Genomic DNA, 20,324 nt, shown 5'->3' on the forward strand with positions numbered 1-20,324 from the left:
CGTGGCATGAACGATGCCACCCGAGACACGGGAACGCGACCTGACCGGCAGGAGGCGTCGCTGGTCCTCATCACCGGGATGTCCGGCGCCGGCCGCAAGGAGGCGGCCACCGTCCTGGAGGAGATGGGCTGGTACGTCGCCGACAACCTGCCCCCGGAACTGATCATGCGCATGGTCGAGCTCAGCTTCGAGTCTGACTCGCCCGTCGAGCGCCTGGCCGTGGTGACCGACGTACGCTCGCGCGACTTCGTCGGTTCGCTCACCGAGGTGCTCTCCAGCCTGCACGAGTCCGGCCGGCGGCCCGTGGTGCTCTACCTCGATGCCGACGACCGCACCCTGATCCGCCGATACGGCCGGGTGCGCCGCACCCACCCGCTGCAGGACGGGGAGACGCTGCAGGCCGGCATCGACCGGGAGCGCGAGATGATGGAGGGCATCCGTCAGCGCGCCGACCTGGTCATCGACACCTCCGGCACCAGCGTGCACGACCTGCGCCGCAGCATGGAGGGCTACTTCGAGGCGCTGTCGGACCGGCGTGAGCACGTGACCGTGCAGTCCTTCGGTTTCAAGAACGGCATCCCCAACGACGTGGACGTGATGCTGGACGCCCGCTTCCTGCCCAACCCGTACTGGGACGAGAACCTGCGCGACTACAGCGGGCTGGACGCCCCGGTCGCCGAGTTCGTCCTGTCCCGCCCGGAGGCCTCCGACTACCTCGACGCGGTCGAGACCCTCGTGTCCACCGCGCTGCCCGGCTACCGCAGGGAGGGCAAACGGTTCCTCACCGTCGCGATCGGCTGCACCGGTGGCCAGCACCGTAGCCCGGCGGTCGCCGAGGCGCTCGCCGCGCGCCTGGCGGCGAACCCGGAGCTGGACGTCCGCACCGTCCACCGCGACCTGGAGCCGGGGCGTCCCGGCCGCACCGCCACCGGAGAGGGGGCCTCGGCATGAGCGAGTTGAACGATACGGCTGAAATGAATATTGACCGCATCACCGCCCTCGGCGGCGGCCACGGCCTGTTCGCCACGCTGCGCTCGGCGCGTGCCGCGGCCGAGCACGTCACCGCCGTGGTGACCGTCGCCGACGACGGCGGTTCGTCCGGACGCATGCGCCGCGAGCTCGGCTCGCTGCCCCCGGGGGACCTGCGCATGGCGCTCGCCGCCCTGGTACGCGACACCCCGCGCGGGCACCTGTGGGAACGCACCCTGCAGCACCGCTTCTCCGGGCACGGCGCTCTCGCCGGCCACGCCGTGGGCAACCTGGTGCTCACCGGGCTGTCGGAGGTGCTGGGCTCCAGCATCGAGGCGCTCGACGAACTCAGCGACCTGCTCGGCATCCGCGGCCGGGTGCTGCCGATGTCGCCGGAGCCGCTGGACCTGGAGGCCGAGGTCCAGGGCATCGGCGACGACCCGCGCGAGGTCAACTCCGTGCGCGGGCAGGTCGCCGTCGCGTCCACCCTGGGGCAGGTGCGTCGCGTCCGGCTGATCCCGCAGAACCCGGAGGCCTCACCGGAGGCGGTGCAGGCCATCCTCGACGCCGACCTGGTCACCCTGGGCCCGGGCTCCTGGTTCTCCTCGGTGATCCCGCACCTGCTGATGCCCGGCATCGTCGAGGCGCTGGCCGAGACCACCGCCACCCGCGCGGTGATCATGAACCTCGTCGCCGAGCCGGGGGAGACCAGCGGGTTCTCCATGGAACGCCACATCCACATGCTGCTGCAGCACTGTCCCACCCTCACCATGGACGTGGTGGTGGTCGACACCTCCGTGCTGCTGCCCGGCAATGAACGCCGCCACATGGAACGCGCCGCCGCCCGGCTGGGCGCCACCGTGCTTTACCGCGACGTACGCGAGGACGACGACCGCGGCCGGTGGACCGACCGGCACTCCTCGGCCAAGCTCGCCGGGGTGCTGCGTGAACTCGCCGACTGGGACCGCACCGCCACCCCCACGGTAGGATCACCCGGAACACACGACGAGCCGGGGCACCCGGAGGAAAGGGGCGACAGCCACAGTGGCACTGACGTCTGAGGTGAAGGATGAGCTGGCCCGGGTCAACGAGACCCGGCCGGAGGTCATGACCGCCGAGGTGTCCGGCCTACTGCGCTACTGCGCGGGCCTGCACCTGGTGGCCGGACGCATCGTCGTCGAGGCCGAGGTCGACAACGGCGCCACCGCGCGCCGCGTCTCCCGCTTCGTCGAGGAGCTCTTCGACCTCACCGCCGAGATCCAGGTCGTCGGGGGAGGGAACCTGCGCACCTCCTCGCGCTACGTCCTGCGCTGGGCCGAGGGCGGCACCGAACTCGCCCGCCGCACCGGGCTGATCGACCGTGCCGGACGTCCCGTCCGCGGTCTGCCGCCCTACATCATCGGCGGCACCGCCGAGCAGTGCACCGCCGCCTGGCGCGGCGCGTTCCTCGCCCGCGGCTCGCTGACCGAGCCGGGCCGCTCGTCCTCCCTGGAGGTCACCACGCCCGGCAACGAGGCGGCCCTGGCGCTCGTCGGGGCGGCACGCCGGATCGGGGTCACCGCGAAGACGAAGGAGACCCGCGGGATCATCCGGGTGACCATCCGCGACGGGGAGAGCATCGGCGACCTGCTGACCCGCATGGGTGCGCAGCGCACCCGGCTGGACTGGGAGGAGCAGCGCATGCGCCGCGAGGTCCGGGCCACGGCCAACCGGCTGGCGAACTTCGACGACGCCAACCTGCGCCGGTCCGCCCGCGCCGCCGTCGTCGCCGCCGCCCGGGTGGACCGGGCGTTGACGATCCTCGGCGAGGACGTGCCCGACCACCTCGTGCAGGCCGGCACGCTGCGGGTGCAGCACCGGCAGGCCTCGCTGGAGGAACTCGGCCAGCTCGCCGACCCCCAGATGACCAAGGACGCCGTCGCCGGACGCATCCGCCGCCTGCTCACCATGGCCGACCAGCGCGCCGGCGAGGTCGGCATCCCCGACACCCACGCCGCGGTCACCGACGACATCTTCGACCTCGATGACATGGACGACATGGAAGATCTGGACGGTACGGGGGACCCCGCCGACGCCGAAGATAAGCGGTTGACCCCGGAGGATCAGGGCACGGAATAGCTCCACGGCGGGGCGCCGGATTCCGCTGTACTCTGGACAACGGCAACTCACCACTCATCGAGAACAGGAGCTTTACCGTGACGGTACGGGTAGGAATCAACGGGTTCGGCAGGATCGGCCGCAACTTCTTCCGGGCACTCCGCGAGAGCGGGGCTGACCTCGAGGTCGTCGCCTTCAACGACCTCACCGACAACAAGACCCTGGCCAACCTCCTGAAGTACGACTCCATCCTGGGTCGTCTGGACGCCGAGGTCAGCTACGACGAGGAGTCGATCACCGTCGACGGCAAGCGTCTCGTGGTCACCGCCGAGCGCGACCCGCAGAACCTCAAGTGGGGCGAGCTGGGTGTCGACATCGTCATCGAGTCCACCGGTTTCTTCACCGACGCCACCGCCGCGAAGGCGCACGTGGACGCGGGTGCGAAGAAGGTCATCATCTCCGCCCCGGCGAAGAACGAGGACGCGACCTTCGTCGTCGGTGTCAACCACACCGACTACGACCCGGCGGCGCACACGATCATCTCGAACGCATCGTGCACCACCAACTGCCTGGCACCGATGGCCAAGGTCCTCGACGAGGAGTTCGGCATCGTCAAGGGTCTGATGACCACCATCCACGCCTACACCGGCGACCAGCGTCTGCACGACGCACCTCACAAGGACCTGCGTCGCGCCCGCGCCGCGGCCCTGAACATCGTGCCGACCTCCACCGGTGCGGCCAAGGCCGTGTCCCTGGTGCTCCCGCAGCTCAAGGGCAAGCTGGACGGCTACGCACTGCGCGTGCCCGTGCCCACCGGCTCGGTCACCGACCTGACCTTCGAGGCGTCCAAGGAGGTCAGCGTCGAGGCCGTGAACGCCGCCATCAAGAAGCACGCCGAGGGTGAGCTCAAGGGCGTGCTGTCCTACTCCGACGACGAGCCGCTGGTCTCCACCGACATCGTCGGCGACTCGCACTCCTCGATCTTCGACTCGGGTCTGACGAAGGTCATCGGCAACCAGGTCAAGGTCGTCTCCTGGTACGACAACGAGTGGGGCTACTCGCGCCGCCTCGTGGACCTCGCCGCCTACGTGGGCGAGCGTCTCTGATCCACCTCCGGGTGGTCCAGTAGTCTGGAGCAGTACCGGCCGGTTCCACCGGTCCCACGGCGGGTCGGCACATGCCGACCCGCCGTCACCCTGTCTGCTCCCGTCCGGCCACCATTTCTTCCACCCCTCACGAACGATCCCCGTCAACCACCTATCCACAGGAGACTGAGCCATGACCGTGAAGACCATCGACGACCTCATCGCCGACGGTGTCGAAGGACGTCACGTCCTCGTCCGCGCCGACCTGAACGTGCCCCTCAAGGACGGTGACATCACCGACCCGGGCCGCATCGACGCCTCGCTGCCCACCCTGCGCCGCCTCGTCGACGCCGGTGCCCGCGTCATCGTCACCGCCCACCTCGGCCGCCCGAAGGGCGAGGTCAACCCCGAGTTCTCTCTCGCCCCCGTCGCCGAGGCCCTCGCCGAGCGTCTCGACCAGTGGGTGCCGCTGGCGCAGGACGTCACCGGCGAGGACGCCCACGAGCGTGCCAACGGCCTCAACGACGGCGACATCCTCCTGCTGGAGAACGTCCGCTTCGACGCCCGCGAGACCTCCAAGGACGAGGCCGAGCGCCAGGCGTTCGCCGCCGAGCTCGCCGCGCTCACCGGCGACAACGGGGCCTTCGTCTCCGACGGCTTCGGTGTAGTCCACCGTCGCCAGGCGTCCGTCTACGACGTCGCCGCCCTGCTGCCGCACTACGCCGGCGGTCTGGTGCAGTCCGAGCTCGAGGTCCTGCGCACCGTGTCCGAGGACCCGGCCCAGCCCTACGCCGTGGTGCTCGGCGGCTCGAAGGTCTCCGACAAGCTCGGCGTGATCGAGGCGCTCGCCCCCAAGGTCGACACGCTGATCATCGGCGGCGGCATGTGCTTCACCTTCCTCGCCGCCCAGGGCCACTCCGTGGGCAGCTCGCTGCTGCAGGAGGACATGATCGACACCTGCCGCGACCTGCTCGAGCGTTTCGGTGACGTCATCGCCCTGCCGTCCGACGTCGTCGTCGCCCCCGAGTTCGCCGCCGACGCACCGGCCACCACCGTCGCCGCCGACGCCATCCCGGACGGCCAGATGGGCCTCGACATCGGTCCGGACTCCGTGGCCGCGTTCTCCGAGACCCTCGGTGCCGCCAAGACCGTGTTCTGGAACGGCCCGATGGGCGTGTTCGAGTTCGCCGCCTTCGCCGACGGCACCCGTGGGCTGGCCGAGGCGATCATCAAGGCCACCTCCGCCGGCGCGTTCTCCGTGGTCGGTGGCGGCGACTCCGCCGCCGCCGTGCGCACCCTCGGCCTCGACGAGGACGGCTTCAGCCACATCTCCACCGGCGGCGGCGCCTCCCTCGAGTTCCTCGAGGGCAAGGAACTGCCCGGCATCACCGTTCTCGAGAACTGAGGAGTACCCACCATGTCACGCACCCCGCTCATCGCCGGCAACTGGAAGATGAACCTCAACCACCTGGAGGCCATCCAGGTCGTCCAGAAGTTCGCCTTCGCCCTGCCCAAGGACTACTACGAGCACGTCGACGTCGCCGTGATCCCCCCGTTCACCGACATCCGCAGCGTGCAGACCGTCGTGGACGGCGAGAAGATCCCGCTGACCTACGGCTCCCAGGACGTCTCCGTCCACGAGTCCGGCGCCTACACCGGCGAGGTCTCCGCCCCGATGCTGGCCAAGCTGGGCTGCAGCTGGGCCGTCGTCGGCCACTCGGAGCGTCGCCAGTACCACGGGGAGGACGACGCGACCGTGGCCGCCAAGGCCAAGGCCGCGCTGGGCTCCGGGCTGTCGCCGATCGTGTGCGTCGGCGAGCCGCTGGAGGTCCGCGAGTCCGGTGAGCACGTCGACTACGTCGTCGCGCAGACCCGCGCCTCCCTGGACGGTCTGTCGTCGTCCGACCTGGCCAACGTGGTCATCGCCTACGAGCCGGTGTGGGCCATCGGCACCGGCAAGGTCGCCTCGGCGTCCGACGCGCAGGAGGTCTGCGCCGCGATCCGCGTGCTCGTCGCCGAGCTCGCCGACCAGCAGACCGCCGACGGCGTCCGGATCCTCTACGGCGGTTCGGTGAAGACCGACTCCGTCGCCGAGATCGTCGGCCAGGCCGACGTCGACGGCGGACTCGTCGGCGGGGCCAGCCTCGACGGCGAGGATTTCGCACGACTGTGCGCGGCCGCTGCAAACGCCGCCGGCTAGAGGCACAATGGGGGAATGACATCCCCCACTGAAGAGTCCGACACCACGGTCCCCGGCACCGCCATCCCCGTCGTCCCACCGGACCGGGACGAGCCGGAGATCGTGCCGGGTCTGCGTCAGGAACTGCGCTACCTCGGCTCCATCCTCGGCGACGTCATCCGCGACCAGGAGGGCGAGGACGTCTTCGCCCTCGTCGAGGAGACCCGGCAGGCGGCGTTCTCCATCCGCCACGGTGACGGCGACGTCGCCGACCTCGCCGACCGGCTCCGCGACCTCTCCGCGGACAAGGCACTGCCCGTAATCCGGGCCTTCTCCCACTTCGCCCTGTTGGCCAACCTGGCCGAGGACCTGCACGAGGAGCGCCTGCGCGAGCGCCTGGCCGATGAAGGTGCCGCCCCGCCGCGTGCCACCCTGCAGGCCGCCTGGAAGGCCCTCGACGAGGGCGAGGTCAGCGCCGCGGAGGTCTCGAAGGTCGTGGAGTCCGCCTACGTGGCGCCCGTACTCACCGCGCACCCCACCGAGACGCGTCGGCGCACCGTCTTCGACGTCCAGTGGGACATCACCCGCCTGATGCGCAAGCGCGGCCACATCCTCAACGCCGGGCGCACCGCCCGCAGCGACGACCGGCTGGCGAGCATCGACCGCGACATCCGCCGCCGCGTGACCATCCTGTGGCAGACCGCCCTGATCCGCTCGGTGCGCCCGCGCATCGAGGACGAGATCAACGTGGGCCTGCGCTACTTCACCATCAGCCTGCTGCAGGAGATCCCGCAGATCAACCGGCGCGTCACCGTGGAACTGCGGGAACGCTACGGACAGGACGTCCCTGCCACCCCGGTGGTGCGCCCCGGCAGCTGGATCGGCGGCGACCACGACGGCAACCCCTTCGTCACCGGTGAGACGGTGGACTACGCGTCCTCGCGTGCCGCCCAGACCGTCTTCGACTGGTACCTCGCGCAGCTGCACGACCTGGAGCACGAGCTCAGCCTGTCCAGCCGGTTGACCTCGGCCACCCCGGAGCTCGACGAGCTCGCGGACCGCGGCCACAACGACGTCCCGTCCCGCGTCGACGAGCCCTACCGTCGGGCCGCCCACGGCATCCGCGGACGGATCGCGGCCACTGCCGCCGCCCGTCTCAGCGACGCCGTCGACCCGGACCGCACCGCCGGACCGCACGAGCCCTACGCCGACGCCACCGAGTTCCTCGCCGACCTGGAGACCGTGGACGCCTCCCTGCGAGCCAGCGCCGACGACCTCATCGCCGACCACCGTCTCGGCACCGTCATCGCCGCCGCCCAGTCCTTCGGCTTCCACCTGAGCAGCCTGGACCTGCGACAGAACTCCGAGAGCTTCGAGGCGATCCTCACCGAGATCTTCGCCCGGGCCGGTGTGGTCGGCGACTACACCACGCTGGACGAGGACGCCCGCGTCGAGCTGCTCGCCGGCGAACTGCACTCACCGCGTCCGCTGACCGACCCGCGCGCCACGTGGAGCGAGGCGACCGAGCGCGAGCTCGGCATCTTCCGCTCCGCGGCGGCCGCCGTCGCCCGCTTCGGTCCCGACGCCGTGCCGCACTGCATCATTTCCATGGCGTCCAGCGTCTCCGACATCCTGGAGCCGATGATCCTGCTCAAGGAGGTCGGCCTGATCGACGTCACCGACGGCGAGGTCACCGGCGGGATCGACGTGATCCCCCTGTTCGAGACCATCGACGACCTCGCCAACGGCTCGTCGGTGATGGCGCAGCTGTGGGGCCACGGCTTCTACCGTGACTACGTCGCCCAGCGTGGCGGTGTGCAGGAGGTCATGCTCGGCTACTCCGACTCGAACAAGGACGGCGGCTACTTCGCCGCCAACTGGGGCCTCTACGACGCGGAACTGTCGCTCGTCGCCGCGGCGAAGGACGCCGGGGTGGGCCTGCGCCTGTTCCACGGGCGCGGCGGCACCGTCGGACGCGGCGGCGGCCCCAGCCACGAGGCGATCCTCGCCCAGCCGGAGGGCGCGGTGCAGGGCAGCGTGCGCATCACCGAGCAGGGAGAGATCATCTCCGCGAAGTACGGGGTGCCCTCGGTGGCGCGCCGCAACCTCGAGGCGCTGGTGTCGGCGACACTGGAGGCCAGCCTGCTCCCCGTCGACCGCATCGACGACCCGGACGACGCCTACGCCGCCATGCGTGAGATCGCCGAGTTGTCCCGCAAGGCCTACGCCACGCTGATGCACGAGGACGACGGGTTCATCGACTACTTCACCTCCTCCACACCGCTGGCGGAGATCGGGAACCTGAACATCGGCTCGCGTCCGAGTTCGCGCAAGCAGACCAGCAGCATCGCCGACCTGCGCGCGATCCCGTGGGTGCTGTCCTGGTCGCAGTCGCGCATCATGCTGCCCGGCTGGTTCGGCGTGGGTTCGGCGTTGCGCGACTGGGTCGGCGAGGACGAGTCGGGGGAGAAGCTGGCGTACCTGCAGGAGCTGCACCGATCCTGGCCGTTCTTCCGCTCGGTCCTGTCGAACATGGCGCAGGTGATGGCCAAGGCCGACCTGTCCGTGGCGAAGTTGTACTCCGGCCTGGTGCCCGACGCCGCCGACGCCGAGCGCATCTACGACACCATCGTCGACGAGTTCCACCTCACCCTGGACATGTGCCTGAAGGTCACCGGGCAGGACAGCCTGGTCACCGACAACCCTGCACTGGCGATGTCGGTGCGCAACCGGTTCCCGTACCTGCTGCCGCTGAACCTGCTGCAACTGGAGCTGCTGCGCCGCTACCGTGCCGGGGACCGCAGCGAGGACGTGCTCGACGGCATCCGCCTGACCATGAACGGGCTGGCCACGGGGCTGCGCAACTCGGGCTAGGGCCCGTGTGCCTGGTGCGGGGTGTCGTGGGTGTCACGATGTCCGGCGGTGGGCTATGATGGTGTGGTTATCGCATGGCCCCGACCGACGTAAGGCAGTTCGCATGGTTCTCACCCTCCAGATCCTTCTGGTGGTCACCAGCCTCATTCTGGGACTCTCCGTTCTTCTCCACAAGGGGAAGGGCGGCGGCCTGTCCAGCCTGTTCGGTGGCGGTATGCAGTCGAGCCTGTCGGGCTCCACGGTGGTGGAGAAGAACCTCGACCGGTTGACGGTCACCACCGCGGTGATCTGGATCGCCGCCATCATCGGACTGAACCTGGTCGTCCACTACAACGTGGGCTGATCCGGCCTGTAGCTGGCCCGCACGTCCGGCCCCTGCACCTTGGTGGTGCGGGGGCTTTGGTGTGCGCGGGGGTCAGTCCTCGTCGGCAGGGTCCTCAGTGTCGGCGTCTGTGTCGTCTGTGTCGTCGAAGCTGGGGGCAGGGCCGGTGTCCTTGACTTCCGGGCCGTAGACCTGGGCCAACGGGCCGGTCGCGTGCGTGGTGTAGCGCACCCCACCCGGGCCCTGCCAGTGGATCGTGAACCCGCCATCGGGGGAGGAACACCGCCAGGACCCCTCGGTCTTCAGCCGGTGGTGTGGACGGCACAGTTTCTGCCCGTTGCTCGGATGCGTGGCCCCGTCACTGGTGGGGTCGGTGTGTGGCGAGTTGATGATGTGGTCGTTGTCGTAGAGCGTGGCCGGCACGTCACAGTACGGGAACCGGCACGTCGCGTCGCGGCCTTCCATGTAGGTGCGGTGGCCCAGCAGGAACGGGTAGCCCGGCGACTCGGGGTAGTCCTGCGGGTCGATGGGGATCTCCTTGACCTTCTTCGGGTCACAGGCCCCTTCGAAGCGTTCGGCGGTGGCCGGGTTGATCCACCCAACTCCGGCGACGTAGCCCGCCCCGGTACCGTGCACCCCGTCGATCGTCGCGCGGTAGAGATGCCCCCGGATGTCCATCGAGTTCGGGTTGTCGCCGAGCTGTTCGAGCATGACCTGCGCTTTGAGCTGGGAGCGGGTCGGTAGCTCGGAGCGTTCGTCGTCGGGGAGGTTTTCCTGAAGACGGCGGGCGTCGGCCAGCATGACGCGGGCTTTCTTGTCGAGTTCGTCGTCGATGGCTGCCAGGGTGATCTCGTCGCCGCCGGTGAGGATCATCTTGTTGCCCCGGCGCTTGAGGGTGACGGTGTCTTCCTGGGCCTGGGCGGTGTTGTCTGCCAGCACCGGTGCGGCATCGAGGATTGCTGCGCGTACGCGGTCGCCGAGTTCGCGCAGGGTGACCAGGCGGGTGGTGTCGCGCAGCCACGGGGTGACGTGGGTGTTGACTGCCGCGTCGAGGCAGGCGGTGATCTCGTCGTGGCGTCCTTTGGGCACGGTGGATAGTTGGGCGTGGATCATCCGGCGGATCAGGGCGAGGTGGTCGGCGGCGAGGATGCCGGTGGTCACCACGGCGCAGAAGAGTTCGAGGTTGCGTGCGGCGAGTTCGCCTGCGTGTGCGAAGCGGGTGGCGTCGTTGCGTGAGCGTCCGCGTAGGGCCAGTGCTGAGCCGAGGCGTTCGCTGGCCGGTAGTTGACGCAGGTGGATGATCAGGCCCATCTCGACGATGTTGATGTGGCGCTGCAGGGCATCGATGTCGACAGTGGCTGGTTCGTCGGTGGTGGTCATGTCCCTGGTTTCCCCCTTCTTCCATTTGTTGGATGAAGTGTATACCAGGGTCCGGACATGAAACGCGCACGTGTTCGAACAGGGTGCATAAAAGAAGGCCCACCAGGCACGATACCTGGTGGGCCCAACCGGAGGAATCCGCTAGCGCGGGTCCGCGGCGGCGTCGACGTGCAGTACGGTCCGGCGCGAACCGGACACCCCGGCCGCCGGCCACTGGGCGGGATCCTCACCGGAGACGACCTCGCCGGCCGCCTCCCGCTTGGCCTCGCCGGTGACCAGCAGCCACACCTCGGAGGCGGTGGCGATGGCCTCACGGGTCAACGACACCCGCTCCGACGGCGGCTTCGGGCACTCACGCACCGCCACCACGGAGGTGCCCGCGGCGGGGGAGAGCTCGGCGGTGTGGGGGAACAGGGAGTTCACGTGCCCCTCCGGCCCCATGCCGAGCAGGTGCAGGTCGAAACCGTCCGGAGCGAAGGCGGCCACGGCCTCACCGTAGGCCTCCGCCGCAGCGTCCAACCCGGACCCGTCGACCGGCTCGTCGTCGCGGGGAACGCCCACGCGGTGGACGTTGGCCTCCGGGACGTCGACGTGGCAGAGCAGTTCGGCGTGCGCCAGGTCGTCGTTGCGCGCCGTGGCACCGGTGGTGCCGGTCGGCACGAAACGCTCGTCGCCGAAGAAGACGTGCACCTTCGCCCAGTCGATCGCGGTGACGGGGAAGGAGTCGGCGGACGCACGGGCGGCGTGGTCGAGGGCGGCGAGCTGGCGCAGCACCGCACCGCCGGCGCCACCGCCGGTCAGCACGATCCTGGCGAAACCGTCCTCGCTCACCCCACCGTCGCGCTGGACGCCGGCGACGAGATCCACGATGTCGCGGGCCACGCCGGCGGCCAGGGCGTCGCCGTCCTGCCAGCCGACGACCTCGAGGTTCCTGCCGCCGCTCACCGGGTGCTCTCCTGCGCGGAGAAGGGGATCGAGGCGGTCATGCCGTCACGCGGGGTCCGCACACGCGGCAGCCCGTGCAGGGCCTGGCCGAAGGCACGGTCGGGCTCCAGGTGACGCAGTTCCTCGGCGAGGCAGTCGCCGACCTGACGCCGCGCCAGGTTCACCAGGGTGTCCGTGCCCACGCCGGTGCTCACCCGCACCGAGCGGTGGTTGACGACGGCGAGCTCCACCGACCCGTTGGAGCAGGTGATCACCGTGCGCTGAATCGGGGACATCGGCTTGCCCTCGTCGTCGAGGGGGACCGCCGGCGAGCCGTCGGCGCACCGGGTCACCGGCACGTTGAGACGGTCGGCCAGCCACCCGGCGGCGATGTCCACCGCCGGGTCGTCCGCCGGTCCGGAGACCTCCGCGGACAGGAAGGTGTCGCCGACCCGCTGATCCAGCGCACTGGACAGCAGCCCGCGCCACGGGGTGATACGGCTCCACACCAGGTCGGAGTCACCGAGGGAGTAGCCGATGCGTCGGCGGAAGATCGCCTCGGCACCGCGTCCCGCCGCCGCGTCGGCGAAGCTGTCGGTGATCCGTCGGGTCGCCAGTGCGCCGAGGGAGTCGGCCGCCGGGTTGCGCGGAGAGGTGAACGGCCACCAGACGACCACCGGGGTGTCCGGCAGCAGCAGGGGCATCACCGCGTGGTCGGCGTGGTCGGCCAGTTCCCCGTGCAGGCGCATCAGGATCATCTCCGAGGCGCCCGCGGTACCGCCCAGGTGGATCGCCGCGTCCATGCTGACCTCGTCGGTCGAGCGGTCGTGCACGACGAAGATCACCCGGGCCGGGTGCTCACGTGAGGCGTCCACGGTGGCGTTGACCACCGTGTCCAGGTCCTCCTCGGAGCGCACCGACACGATCAGCGTGAGCACGCGGCCGGTGGCGATCTCGCCCCGGTCCTCACGCAGCTGGTGCAGCCGGTCGGTCAACTCGTGTGTGGTGGTGGTTCCCAGGTCGACGACCGCGGCGTGGTCGCCGGCGTCGGTGAACGTCTTCCATGGCATCAGGGACGCCTCCAATTCCTGCCGTGTCGGGACAGCATCCGGTCGGCCCCCGAAGGGCCCCAGGTGCCCGGGTCGTAGTCTTCGGGGCGTCCGGCGTCGGCCCAGTAGTTGAGCACCGGGTCCAGGATCCGCCAGGACTCCTCGACCTCCTCGTTGGTGGGGAAGAGGCTCGCCTCGTCCAGCAGGGCGTCGAGGATCAGCCGCTCGTAGGCCTCCGGCGACTGCTCGGTGAACGCCTCCGAGTAGGAGAAGTCCATGTTCACGTCGCGCACGTCCATCGCCGAGCCCGGCACCTTCGAGCCAAAGCGCAGCAGCACACCTTCGTCGGGCTGCACGCGGATCACGAGCACGTTGGACTGCTGTGCCTCGGTCTGCTCCGGGCTGAACGACTGGTGCGGGGCGTCCTTGAACACCAGGGCGATCTCGGTCACCCGACGGCCCAGACGCTTGCCGGTACGCAGGTAGAACGGCACACCGGCCCACCGCCGAGAGTTGATCTCGAAGGTCGCCGCCGCATAGGTCTCCGTCGTCGAGGACGGGTCGAAACCCTCCTCGTCGCGCAGTCCGGGGACGTGCTCGGAACCCTGCCACCCGGAGGTGTACTGGCCACGCGCGGTCGTCTGCGCGAAGGGCCCCACCGGGCGGGTGGCCTTGAGCACCTTGAGCTTCTCGGCCTTGAGCTCGTCGGGGGAGAAGGTCACCGGCTCGTCCATCGCCACCAGGGCCAGCAGCTGGAGCAGGTGGTTCTGCATCACGTCGCGGGCGGCACCGATGCCGTCGTAGTAGCCGGCACGCCCGCCCAGGCCGATGTCCTCGGCCATGGTGACCTGCACGTGATCGATGTAGCCGGAGCTGAACAGCGGCTCGAACATCTGGTTGGCGAAACGCAGCACCAGGATGTTCTGGACGGTCTCCTTGCCGAGGTAGTGGTCGATGCGGAACACCGAGGACTCCGGGAAGACGGAGTTCACGATCCGGTTGAGCTCGGTCGCGGACTCCTCGTCGTGGCCGAAGGGCTTTTCGATGACCACGCGCTTCCACCCGTCGGTCGAGTCGGCGAGACCCGAACGCTCCAGCTGGTTGCACACCTCGGAGAAGTACTGCGGCGGGACGGAGAGGTAGTAGGCCCAGTTTCCGCCGGTGCCACGCTCCTCGTCCATCTTCTTCGTCATCGCGGCGAGGTCGTCGAAGGCGGAGTCGGTGACGAAGTCGCCCTTGACGAACTGGATGCCTGCGGCGAGCTGCTCCCACACGGCCTGACGCCAGGGGGTACGCACCCGCTCGCGGACGGCGTCGAGCACCTCGGCCTCGAACTCCTCCTTCGTCCAGTCACGACGCCCGTAACCGATCAGGCTGAAGCCGGCCGGCAGCAGGCCCCGGTTGGCGAGGTCGTACACGGCGGGCAGGAGCTTACGGCGGGCCAGGTCGCCGGTGACCCCGAAGATCACCAGGCCGCTGGGCCCGGCGATCCGCGGGACGCGCCGGTCGGCGGCGTCGCGCAGCGGATTCTCCCACTGTGGTGACTCGGAGCTCACAGACGCTCCCCGATGGTGTCGAGAAGCTCCTGCCAGGAGCTGACGAACTTGTCGACGCCCTCGTGCTCCAGGACGAGGAAGACGTCCTTGAGGTCCACGCCGAGGTCCTCGAGGGCGGCGAAGATCTCGCGGGAGTCCTCGCCGGTGCCGCTGAGCGTGTCACCGGAGACCGTGGCGTGGTCCAGGGTGGCGTTGAGGGTGTCCTCCGGCATGGTGTTCACCGTGTCCGGTCCGACGAGGCCGGAGACGTACAGGGTGTCGGGGTAGTCGGGGTTCTTCACGCCGGTGGACGCCCACAGCGGACGCTGCGGGTGCGCGCCGGCGGCCTCGAGCTGCTGCCAGCGCGAGTCCTGGCGCAGCTCGGACTCGAAGGCCTCGTAGGCCAGGCGGGCGTTGGCGAGACCGGCCTTGCCGCGCACGGCCAGGGCCGCGGCGGTGCCGATCTCGTCGAGGCGACGGTCGATCTCGGTGTCCACGCGGGAGACGAAGAAGCTGGCCACCGAGTGGATCTTCGAGATGTCCTGGCCGTTGGCCTGGGCCTGGGCGATTCCCTCGACGAAGGCGGCGATGACCTGGCGGTAGCGCTCCACGCTGAAGATCAGGGTCACGTTCACGCTGATGCCGTCGGCGAGCACCTCGGTGATCGCCGGCAGGCACGCCTCGGTGGCGGGGATCTTGATCATCACGTTCTCGCGTGCGACGTCCATGTACAGCTGGCGTGCCTGCGCCACCGTGCCCTCGCGGTCGTCGGCGAGACCCGGGTCGACCTCGATGGAGACCCGGCCGTCGACGCCGTCGGAGGACTCGTAGACCTCGGAGAAGACGTCGCAGGCGTTGCGGACGTCCTGCACGGCCATGGAGAACACGGCGGCGGAGACGTCCGAGCCGGCGGCCTTGAGCTCGGCGACCTGGGCGTCGTAGGCGGTGCCGACGGACATGGCCTTGGCGAAGATCGCCGGGTTGGTGGTGACCCCGACGATGCCGGAGTCGGCGATGAGCTCGGCGAGGTTACCGGTGTCGAGACGGTCGCGGGACAGGTCGTCCAGCCACACGGAGGTTCCGGCGGCGGCGAGTTCGGTGACGTGGTTCACGGGTGATCAACCAACTTTCTACGAAATGGGTGCGTGGTTCTCTGGGGGTGTTAGAGGATGTCGCGGGCGGCGGTGGCGACCGCCTCAGCGGTGATGCCGAACTCGCGGTAGAGGGTCTTGTAGTCGGCGGAGGCGCCGAAGTGCTCCAGCGAGACGTTGCGTCCGGCGAAACCGGTGTAGCCCTTCCACGGCATCGCGATGCCCGCCTCGACGGACACGCGCGCCGTGACCCCGGACGGCAGGACGGACTCGCGGTACTCGGCGTCCTGCTGCTCGAACCACTCCATGCAGGGCACGGAGACGACGCGGGTGCCGATGCCCTCGGACTCCAGCGCGGCGGCCGCCTCGACGGCCAGCTGCACCTCGGAGCCCGAGCCCATCAGGATCACCTGCGGGGTCTCGGTGGACGACTCGACGAGCACGTAGGCACCGCGGGCGACACCCTCGGCGGCCTTCTCCTTCGAGCCCTCCAGCACCGGCACACCCTGACGGGTGAGGATCAGTGCCTTCGGAGCGGCCGGGGCCTTGAGTGCTGCGGACCACGCCTGGGCGGTCTCGTTGGCGTCCGCGGGACGGATCACCGAGAGGTTCGGGATGGCGCGCAGCGCGGCGAGGTGCTCGACGGGCTGGTGGGTCGGGCCGTCCTCGCCGAGGCCGATGGAGTCGTGCGTCCACACGTGGTAGACGTCGCTGCTCATCAGCGCGCCGAGGCGCACCGCGCCACGGGCGTAGTCGGAGAACTGCAGGAACGTCGCGCCGTAGGGACGCGTCGCGCCGTGCAGGGCGATGCCGTTGAGGATCGCGGCCATGCCGTGCTCGCGGATGCCGAAGTGCAGGTTACGGCCGTAGGGGGTCGCCGACCAGGCGTCGGTGGAGATGGACTCCGGGCCCACGCTCTTGTCGCCCTTGATGATGGTGTTGGTGGAGCCGGCGAGGTCGGCGGAGCCGCCCCACAGCTCCGGCAGCGTGGCGCCGAGGGCCTGCAGCGCGGCCTCGGAGGCCTTGCGGGTGGCCAGGTTGTCGCCGTCGTCCCAGGTGGGAAGCTCGGCGTCGAAACCCTCCGGGAGCTCGCGGGCGGCGATGCGCGCGTGCAGCGCGGCGGCCTCCGGGTTGCTCTGCGCCCAGGCGTCGAAGCCGTCCTGCCAGGAGGTGTGCGCCTCGCGGCCACGCTCCACGAGACCGCGGGCGTGCGCCAGGACCTCGTCCTCCACCGGGAAGTCGACGTCGGTGGGGAAGCCGAGGGCCTTCTTCACCCCGGCGATCTCCTCGCCGCCGAGGGCGGCGCCGTGGGCGGCACCGGTGTTCATCTTCGTCGGCGCCGGGTAGCCGATCACCGAACGCACGCGCACGAACGTCGGACGCACCGTGTCGGCCTTGGCCTCCTCGACGGCGACGAGGATGCCCGTCACGTCCTCCGCGTTGACCTCCAGGGTCTGCCAGCCGTAGGCCTCGTAGCGGGCCACGACGTCCTCGCCGAAGGCGATGTCGGTGTTGTCCTCGATGGAGATGCTGTTGTCGTCCCAGAAGACCACCAGGTTGCCCAGCTGCTGGGTGCCGGCGAAGGACGACGCCTCGGACGTCACGCCCTCCTGCAGGTCACCGTCGGAGGCGATGACGTAGATGTGGTGGTCGAACGGGGAGGTCCCCTCCGCCGCGGACGGGTCGAACAGACCGCGCTCACGGCGCGACGCCACGGCCATGCCCACGGCGGACGCCAGGCCCTGGCCGAGCGGGCCGGTGGTGATCTCCACACCGTCGGTGTGGCCGACCTCCGGGTGTCCCGGGGTCTTCGAGCCCCAGGTGCGCAGCGCCTTGAGGTCGTCGAGCTCCAGGCCGAAACCGCCGAGGTACAGCTGGATGTACTGCGTCAGCGAGCTGTGGCCGGCCGACAGGACGAAGCGGTCGCGCCCGGCCCAGTTGTGGTCGGACGGATCGTGGCGCAGGACGCGCTGGTACAGCGTGTACGCCAGGGGGGCGAGGGACATCGCGGTGCCCGGGTGGCCGGATCCGCAGTTCTCCACGGCGTCGGCCGCGAGGACGCGGACCGTGTCCACCGCACGGGTGTCCAACTCCGACCAGTCGTCCGGGTACTTCCGGACCGTACGGGCTTCGAGGTCCTTGGGGAGTGTCACGCTGGGTAGCCTTCCTGTCGTCGGGGGACATAAAGAGGACACGGGCGCGGTGACCACAGCTGGTCGCAGGACGCGGCCCGTGTAACCCCGACCAGTGTAGTGGGCGGAGGTCGACCGTGTCACTGGCGGATCACCGGCAGGCCCGGAGGCGACAGCGGTTTTCGGTCCCACCACCGGCTCGGGTAACCTGTCCGTTTGGCAGATCCGTGTGTCCCGACAACCAGGAACACACGGTGACGATGGCGTTTATGGAGGCGGACTGACCGGTGGACAAGATCAAGGCGTATATCTCGCTGACGAAACCCCGGGTCATCGAGCTACTGCTTGTCGCCGCCATCCCGTCCATGCTCCAGGCGCAGCGCGGTGAGGTGAACCTCGGCCTGATCCTGCTGACACTGGTCGGCGGGTGGATGGGCGCCGCCGCGGCGAACACCTTCAACATGGTCGCCGACTACGACATCGACCAGAAGATGCGTCGCACGCACCGTAGGCCGCTGGCCAAGCACACGGTGAACAAGACCGAGGCCCGCATCTTCGCCTGGGCGCTGACCGTAGGCAGTGTGCTGTGGCTCGGCCTGCTGTGCCACTCGTGGCTGGCCGCCGGATTCATCCTGCTGACCATCTGGTTCTACATCTTCGTGTACACCAAGTGGCTCAAGCGTCGGACCTGGCAGAACGTGATCTGGGGCGGGGCGGCCGGCTGTATGCCGGTGATGGTCGGCTGGGCCACCGTGACCGAGGCCAACGGCGGTTCCTTCAACGCCGGCTGGGCGTCCTGGGGCCAGGCGCTGCTGCTGTTCCTGATCATCTTCTTCTGGACGCCGCCGCACACCTGGGCGCTGGGCATGCGCTACCGCGAGGACTACGAGGCCGCCGGCGTGCCGATGATGCCCGTCGTCAAGCCCCCGCTCGAGGTCACCCGCCAGATCCTCTGGTACACGTGGGCGACGGTGATCACATCGCTGCTGCTCGTCCCGGCGACCGGCTGGGTCTACGCCGTGGTGGCGCTGCTCAGCGGTGCGTGGTTCATCCTGCGCGCCCACGGGCTGCACAACGGGGTGAAGAAGGGCGTGAAGGTCAAGCCGATGAACCTCTTCTTCCTGTCGAACAACTATCTCTCGGTGCTCTTCGTGGGTCTGTCGGTGGACGCCGTCCTCGGCCTGGAGACCGTCAGCGAGATGCTCGGCCGCTAAGGGCCCCAACTCCAGCGTCCAACCCGACAGATCGGTCAGAGACCACCCTGTGGGGTTGTTCTCTGCCCGGCGCAATCACTGCATTCCGGTCCGGTCACTGGCAGTGACCGGACCGGAATGCAGTGATTGCGCCGTGGTGTGGGCACGAGCTACGTCGGGCTACTCGGAATCAGCGGACGCAGACCGGCCGTGGAGTACCGGTCACGGACACACATCTTGACCATCGACCGGGAGGGGACGGGGAGGGACACGAGAGAGGGCTGGAGGGCCCCGGCAACGAGCAACCCCCCCCCCAGGTCGGTAGCACCGACCTGGGGGGATTGCCACGTGCCCGTGGGGAGTGTGGATGGGCGGGGACCACCGCCGGACGCTACGAGGCGTCCACTGTGTCCGCGGCGTCCTCGGTGTCGTAGTCGCGGTCCGCGGCGTCCTCGCCACGGCGGAAGCGCATCGCCCACAGCAGGCCCGTGGCGGCGGTCACGACCGCGGAGCCGAGGACGTGCGGCGGCACCGTCCAGCGCGGCACACCGAGGTTGTACTGCACCACGCCGACCACGCCCTGGATCACGATCCCCAGGATCAGCACCAGGGCGGCGGTCTTGATCCGACGGTCCACGTGCACGGCCAGCAGGCCGGCGAGCAGGCCGATGGTGATGCCCATGTACAGGTACATCGCGTGGGCGTGCATGTTGGCGATCTCGAACAGGGCGATCTGCAGTCGGTCGCCCTCCATGATCGCCTCGTCGCCGGCGTGCGGGCCGGAGCTGGTGGTCATCGTGCCGGTGACCAGTGTGATCGCCAGGCCGAGCGCCGAACCCCAGGTGGCCCACCGCAACGGCCGCGGCATGGTGGCGCGACGCGGGGCGTCGTCGTCCTCACCGATCTTGACGAGCATCACCGCAGCGAAGAAGACCAGCACCATCGAGGGCAGGAAGTGGGCCATCACGATCCACCACGCCAGGTCCAGGTGCACGGTGATGCCGCCGATGACCGCCTGGGCGATGATGCCGATGCCCTGCAGGAAGGCGATGTGCAGGATCGAGTTGCGACGGGCCGCCCGCAGGACCGTCAGGAAGGCCACCAGGGCGGCGACGATGAGAACGAAGGTCAGCATCCGGTTGCCGAACTCGATGGCCTGGTGGATCGCCGGGGTCGTCCCGGACTCCGGCACCAGCGAGCCGGGGTGGCACTGCGGCCAGGTGGGGCAGCCCAGACCCGAGCCGGTGACGCGCACCAGCGAACCGGTGAAGGTGATGCCGCCCTGGCAGACCATGAGGATGATCGCGTACAGGCGCTGGCGTTTCACCGTGGGCACCGGCGACCACGCGCACAGGGCGAGGATCGCGGCGTAGAAGCGCAAGAAGCCCCGGTTCACCGGGTTGGAGGTGTGTTGCACACGGTCGCGCATCGCCACCAGTGTGGTGTCCCTCACCCGGGGCACGACCCCGGGGTCCGTGCTGGTTGTCGGGCTGC

At 69.6% G+C, this 20,324-nt stretch carries 16 protein-coding genes; 9 read left to right on the forward strand and 7 right to left on the reverse strand.

Annotation, left to right across the window (positions count from 1 at the left end; genetic code table 11):
• Positions 1-6 precede the first annotated feature (6 nt).
• The 8 genes from rapZ to secG all read left to right on the forward strand — a co-directional run bounded on the left by rapZ (position 7) and on the right by secG (position 9,547).
• Positions 7-951 (forward strand): RNase adapter RapZ, encoded by a 945-nt coding sequence (gene rapZ, locus ACT3UN_RS03175; protein ID WP_301442875.1) that lies wholly within the window; start codon positions 7-9, stop codon positions 949-951.
• A complete protein-coding gene (locus tag ACT3UN_RS03180; RefSeq protein ID WP_301442876.1) occupies positions 948-2,030 on the forward strand; it encodes a gluconeogenesis factor YvcK family protein in 1,083 nt (360 codons plus the stop codon). Before rapZ ends, ACT3UN_RS03180 begins: the two co-directional genes overlap by 4 nt.
• On the forward strand, positions 2,014-3,087 hold the full coding sequence (gene whiA, locus ACT3UN_RS03185) for a DNA-binding protein WhiA (RefSeq protein ID WP_301442877.1): 1,074 nt from the start codon (positions 2,014-2,016) through the stop codon (positions 3,085-3,087). Before ACT3UN_RS03180 ends, whiA begins: the two co-directional genes overlap by 17 nt.
• Positions 3,088-3,164: 77 nt before the next feature.
• Positions 3,165-4,172 carry a type I glyceraldehyde-3-phosphate dehydrogenase gene (gene gap, locus ACT3UN_RS03190; RefSeq protein WP_301442878.1) on the forward strand — a complete coding sequence of 336 codons (1,008 nt, stop codon included), beginning with the start codon at positions 3,165-3,167 and terminating at the stop codon, positions 4,170-4,172.
• Between the two features lie 172 nt (positions 4,173-4,344).
• Positions 4,345-5,556 (forward strand): phosphoglycerate kinase, encoded by a 1,212-nt coding sequence (locus ACT3UN_RS03195; protein WP_301442879.1) that lies wholly within the window; start codon positions 4,345-4,347, stop codon positions 5,554-5,556.
• A gap of 12 nt (positions 5,557-5,568) precedes the next feature.
• Positions 5,569-6,351, forward strand: a complete 783-nt coding sequence (gene tpiA / locus ACT3UN_RS03200) for a triose-phosphate isomerase (RefSeq protein WP_444656288.1) — start codon at positions 5,569-5,571, stop codon at positions 6,349-6,351.
• A 99-nt stretch (positions 6,352-6,450) separates the two neighbouring features.
• Complete coding sequence (gene ppc, locus ACT3UN_RS03205) at positions 6,451-9,204, forward strand: phosphoenolpyruvate carboxylase (RefSeq protein WP_301442882.1); 2,754 nt, start codon at positions 6,451-6,453, stop codon at positions 9,202-9,204.
• Between the two features lie 103 nt (positions 9,205-9,307).
• Positions 9,308-9,547 carry a preprotein translocase subunit SecG gene (secG, locus tag ACT3UN_RS03210; RefSeq protein WP_301442881.1) on the forward strand — a complete coding sequence of 80 codons (240 nt, stop codon included), beginning with the start codon at positions 9,308-9,310 and terminating at the stop codon, positions 9,545-9,547.
• A gap of 72 nt (positions 9,548-9,619) precedes the next feature.
• Here secG and ACT3UN_RS03215 read toward each other — a convergent pair whose 3' ends face one another.
• The 6 genes from ACT3UN_RS03215 to tkt form a co-directional block, all read right to left on the reverse strand.
• Positions 9,620-10,906 (reverse strand): HNH endonuclease signature motif containing protein, encoded by a 1,287-nt coding sequence (locus tag ACT3UN_RS03215; protein WP_444656290.1) that lies wholly within the window; start codon positions 10,904-10,906, stop codon positions 9,620-9,622.
• Between the two features lie 141 nt (positions 10,907-11,047).
• A complete protein-coding gene (gene pgl / locus ACT3UN_RS03220; protein ID WP_301443287.1) occupies positions 11,048-11,851 on the reverse strand; it encodes a 6-phosphogluconolactonase in 804 nt (267 codons plus the stop codon).
• Entirely contained in the window at positions 11,848-12,900 is a 1,053-nt protein-coding gene (locus tag ACT3UN_RS03225) for a glucose-6-phosphate dehydrogenase assembly protein OpcA (RefSeq protein WP_301443286.1), read from the reverse strand. The genes pgl and ACT3UN_RS03225 overlap by 4 nt, the downstream gene beginning before the upstream one ends.
• A complete protein-coding gene (gene zwf / locus ACT3UN_RS03230; RefSeq protein ID WP_301443285.1) occupies positions 12,900-14,435 on the reverse strand; it encodes a glucose-6-phosphate dehydrogenase in 1,536 nt (511 codons plus the stop codon). Before zwf ends, ACT3UN_RS03225 begins: the two co-directional genes overlap by 1 nt.
• Positions 14,432-15,526: a transaldolase gene (gene tal, locus ACT3UN_RS03235; protein ID WP_301443284.1), complete on the reverse strand. Its 1,095-nt coding sequence runs from the start codon at positions 15,524-15,526 to the stop codon at positions 14,432-14,434. The genes zwf and tal overlap by 4 nt, the downstream gene beginning before the upstream one ends.
• A 50-nt stretch (positions 15,527-15,576) precedes the next feature.
• The gene (tkt, locus tag ACT3UN_RS03240; RefSeq protein WP_301443283.1) at positions 15,577-17,658 is read right to left on the reverse strand and encodes a transketolase; all 2,082 of its coding nucleotides are present in this window, start codon (positions 17,656-17,658) and stop codon (positions 15,577-15,579) included.
• A gap of 266 nt (positions 17,659-17,924) precedes the next feature.
• On the opposite strand from tkt, the gene ACT3UN_RS03245 reads away from it, so the two are divergent.
• Positions 17,925-18,851, forward strand: a complete 927-nt coding sequence (locus tag ACT3UN_RS03245) for a heme o synthase (protein WP_301443282.1) — start codon at positions 17,925-17,927, stop codon at positions 18,849-18,851.
• A gap of 370 nt (positions 18,852-19,221) precedes the next feature.
• Here the strand turns inward: ACT3UN_RS03245 and ACT3UN_RS03250 are convergent, their stop codons facing one another.
• The gene (locus ACT3UN_RS03250) at positions 19,222-20,259 is read right to left on the reverse strand and encodes a COX15/CtaA family protein (RefSeq protein WP_301443554.1); all 1,038 of its coding nucleotides are present in this window, start codon (positions 20,257-20,259) and stop codon (positions 19,222-19,224) included.
• Positions 20,260-20,324: the final 65 nt, after the last annotated feature.

Source organism: Corynebacterium sp. AOP12-C2-36 (genome assembly GCF_052379185.1).
Taxonomy (GTDB): Bacteria; Actinomycetota; Actinomycetes; order Mycobacteriales; family Mycobacteriaceae; genus Corynebacterium.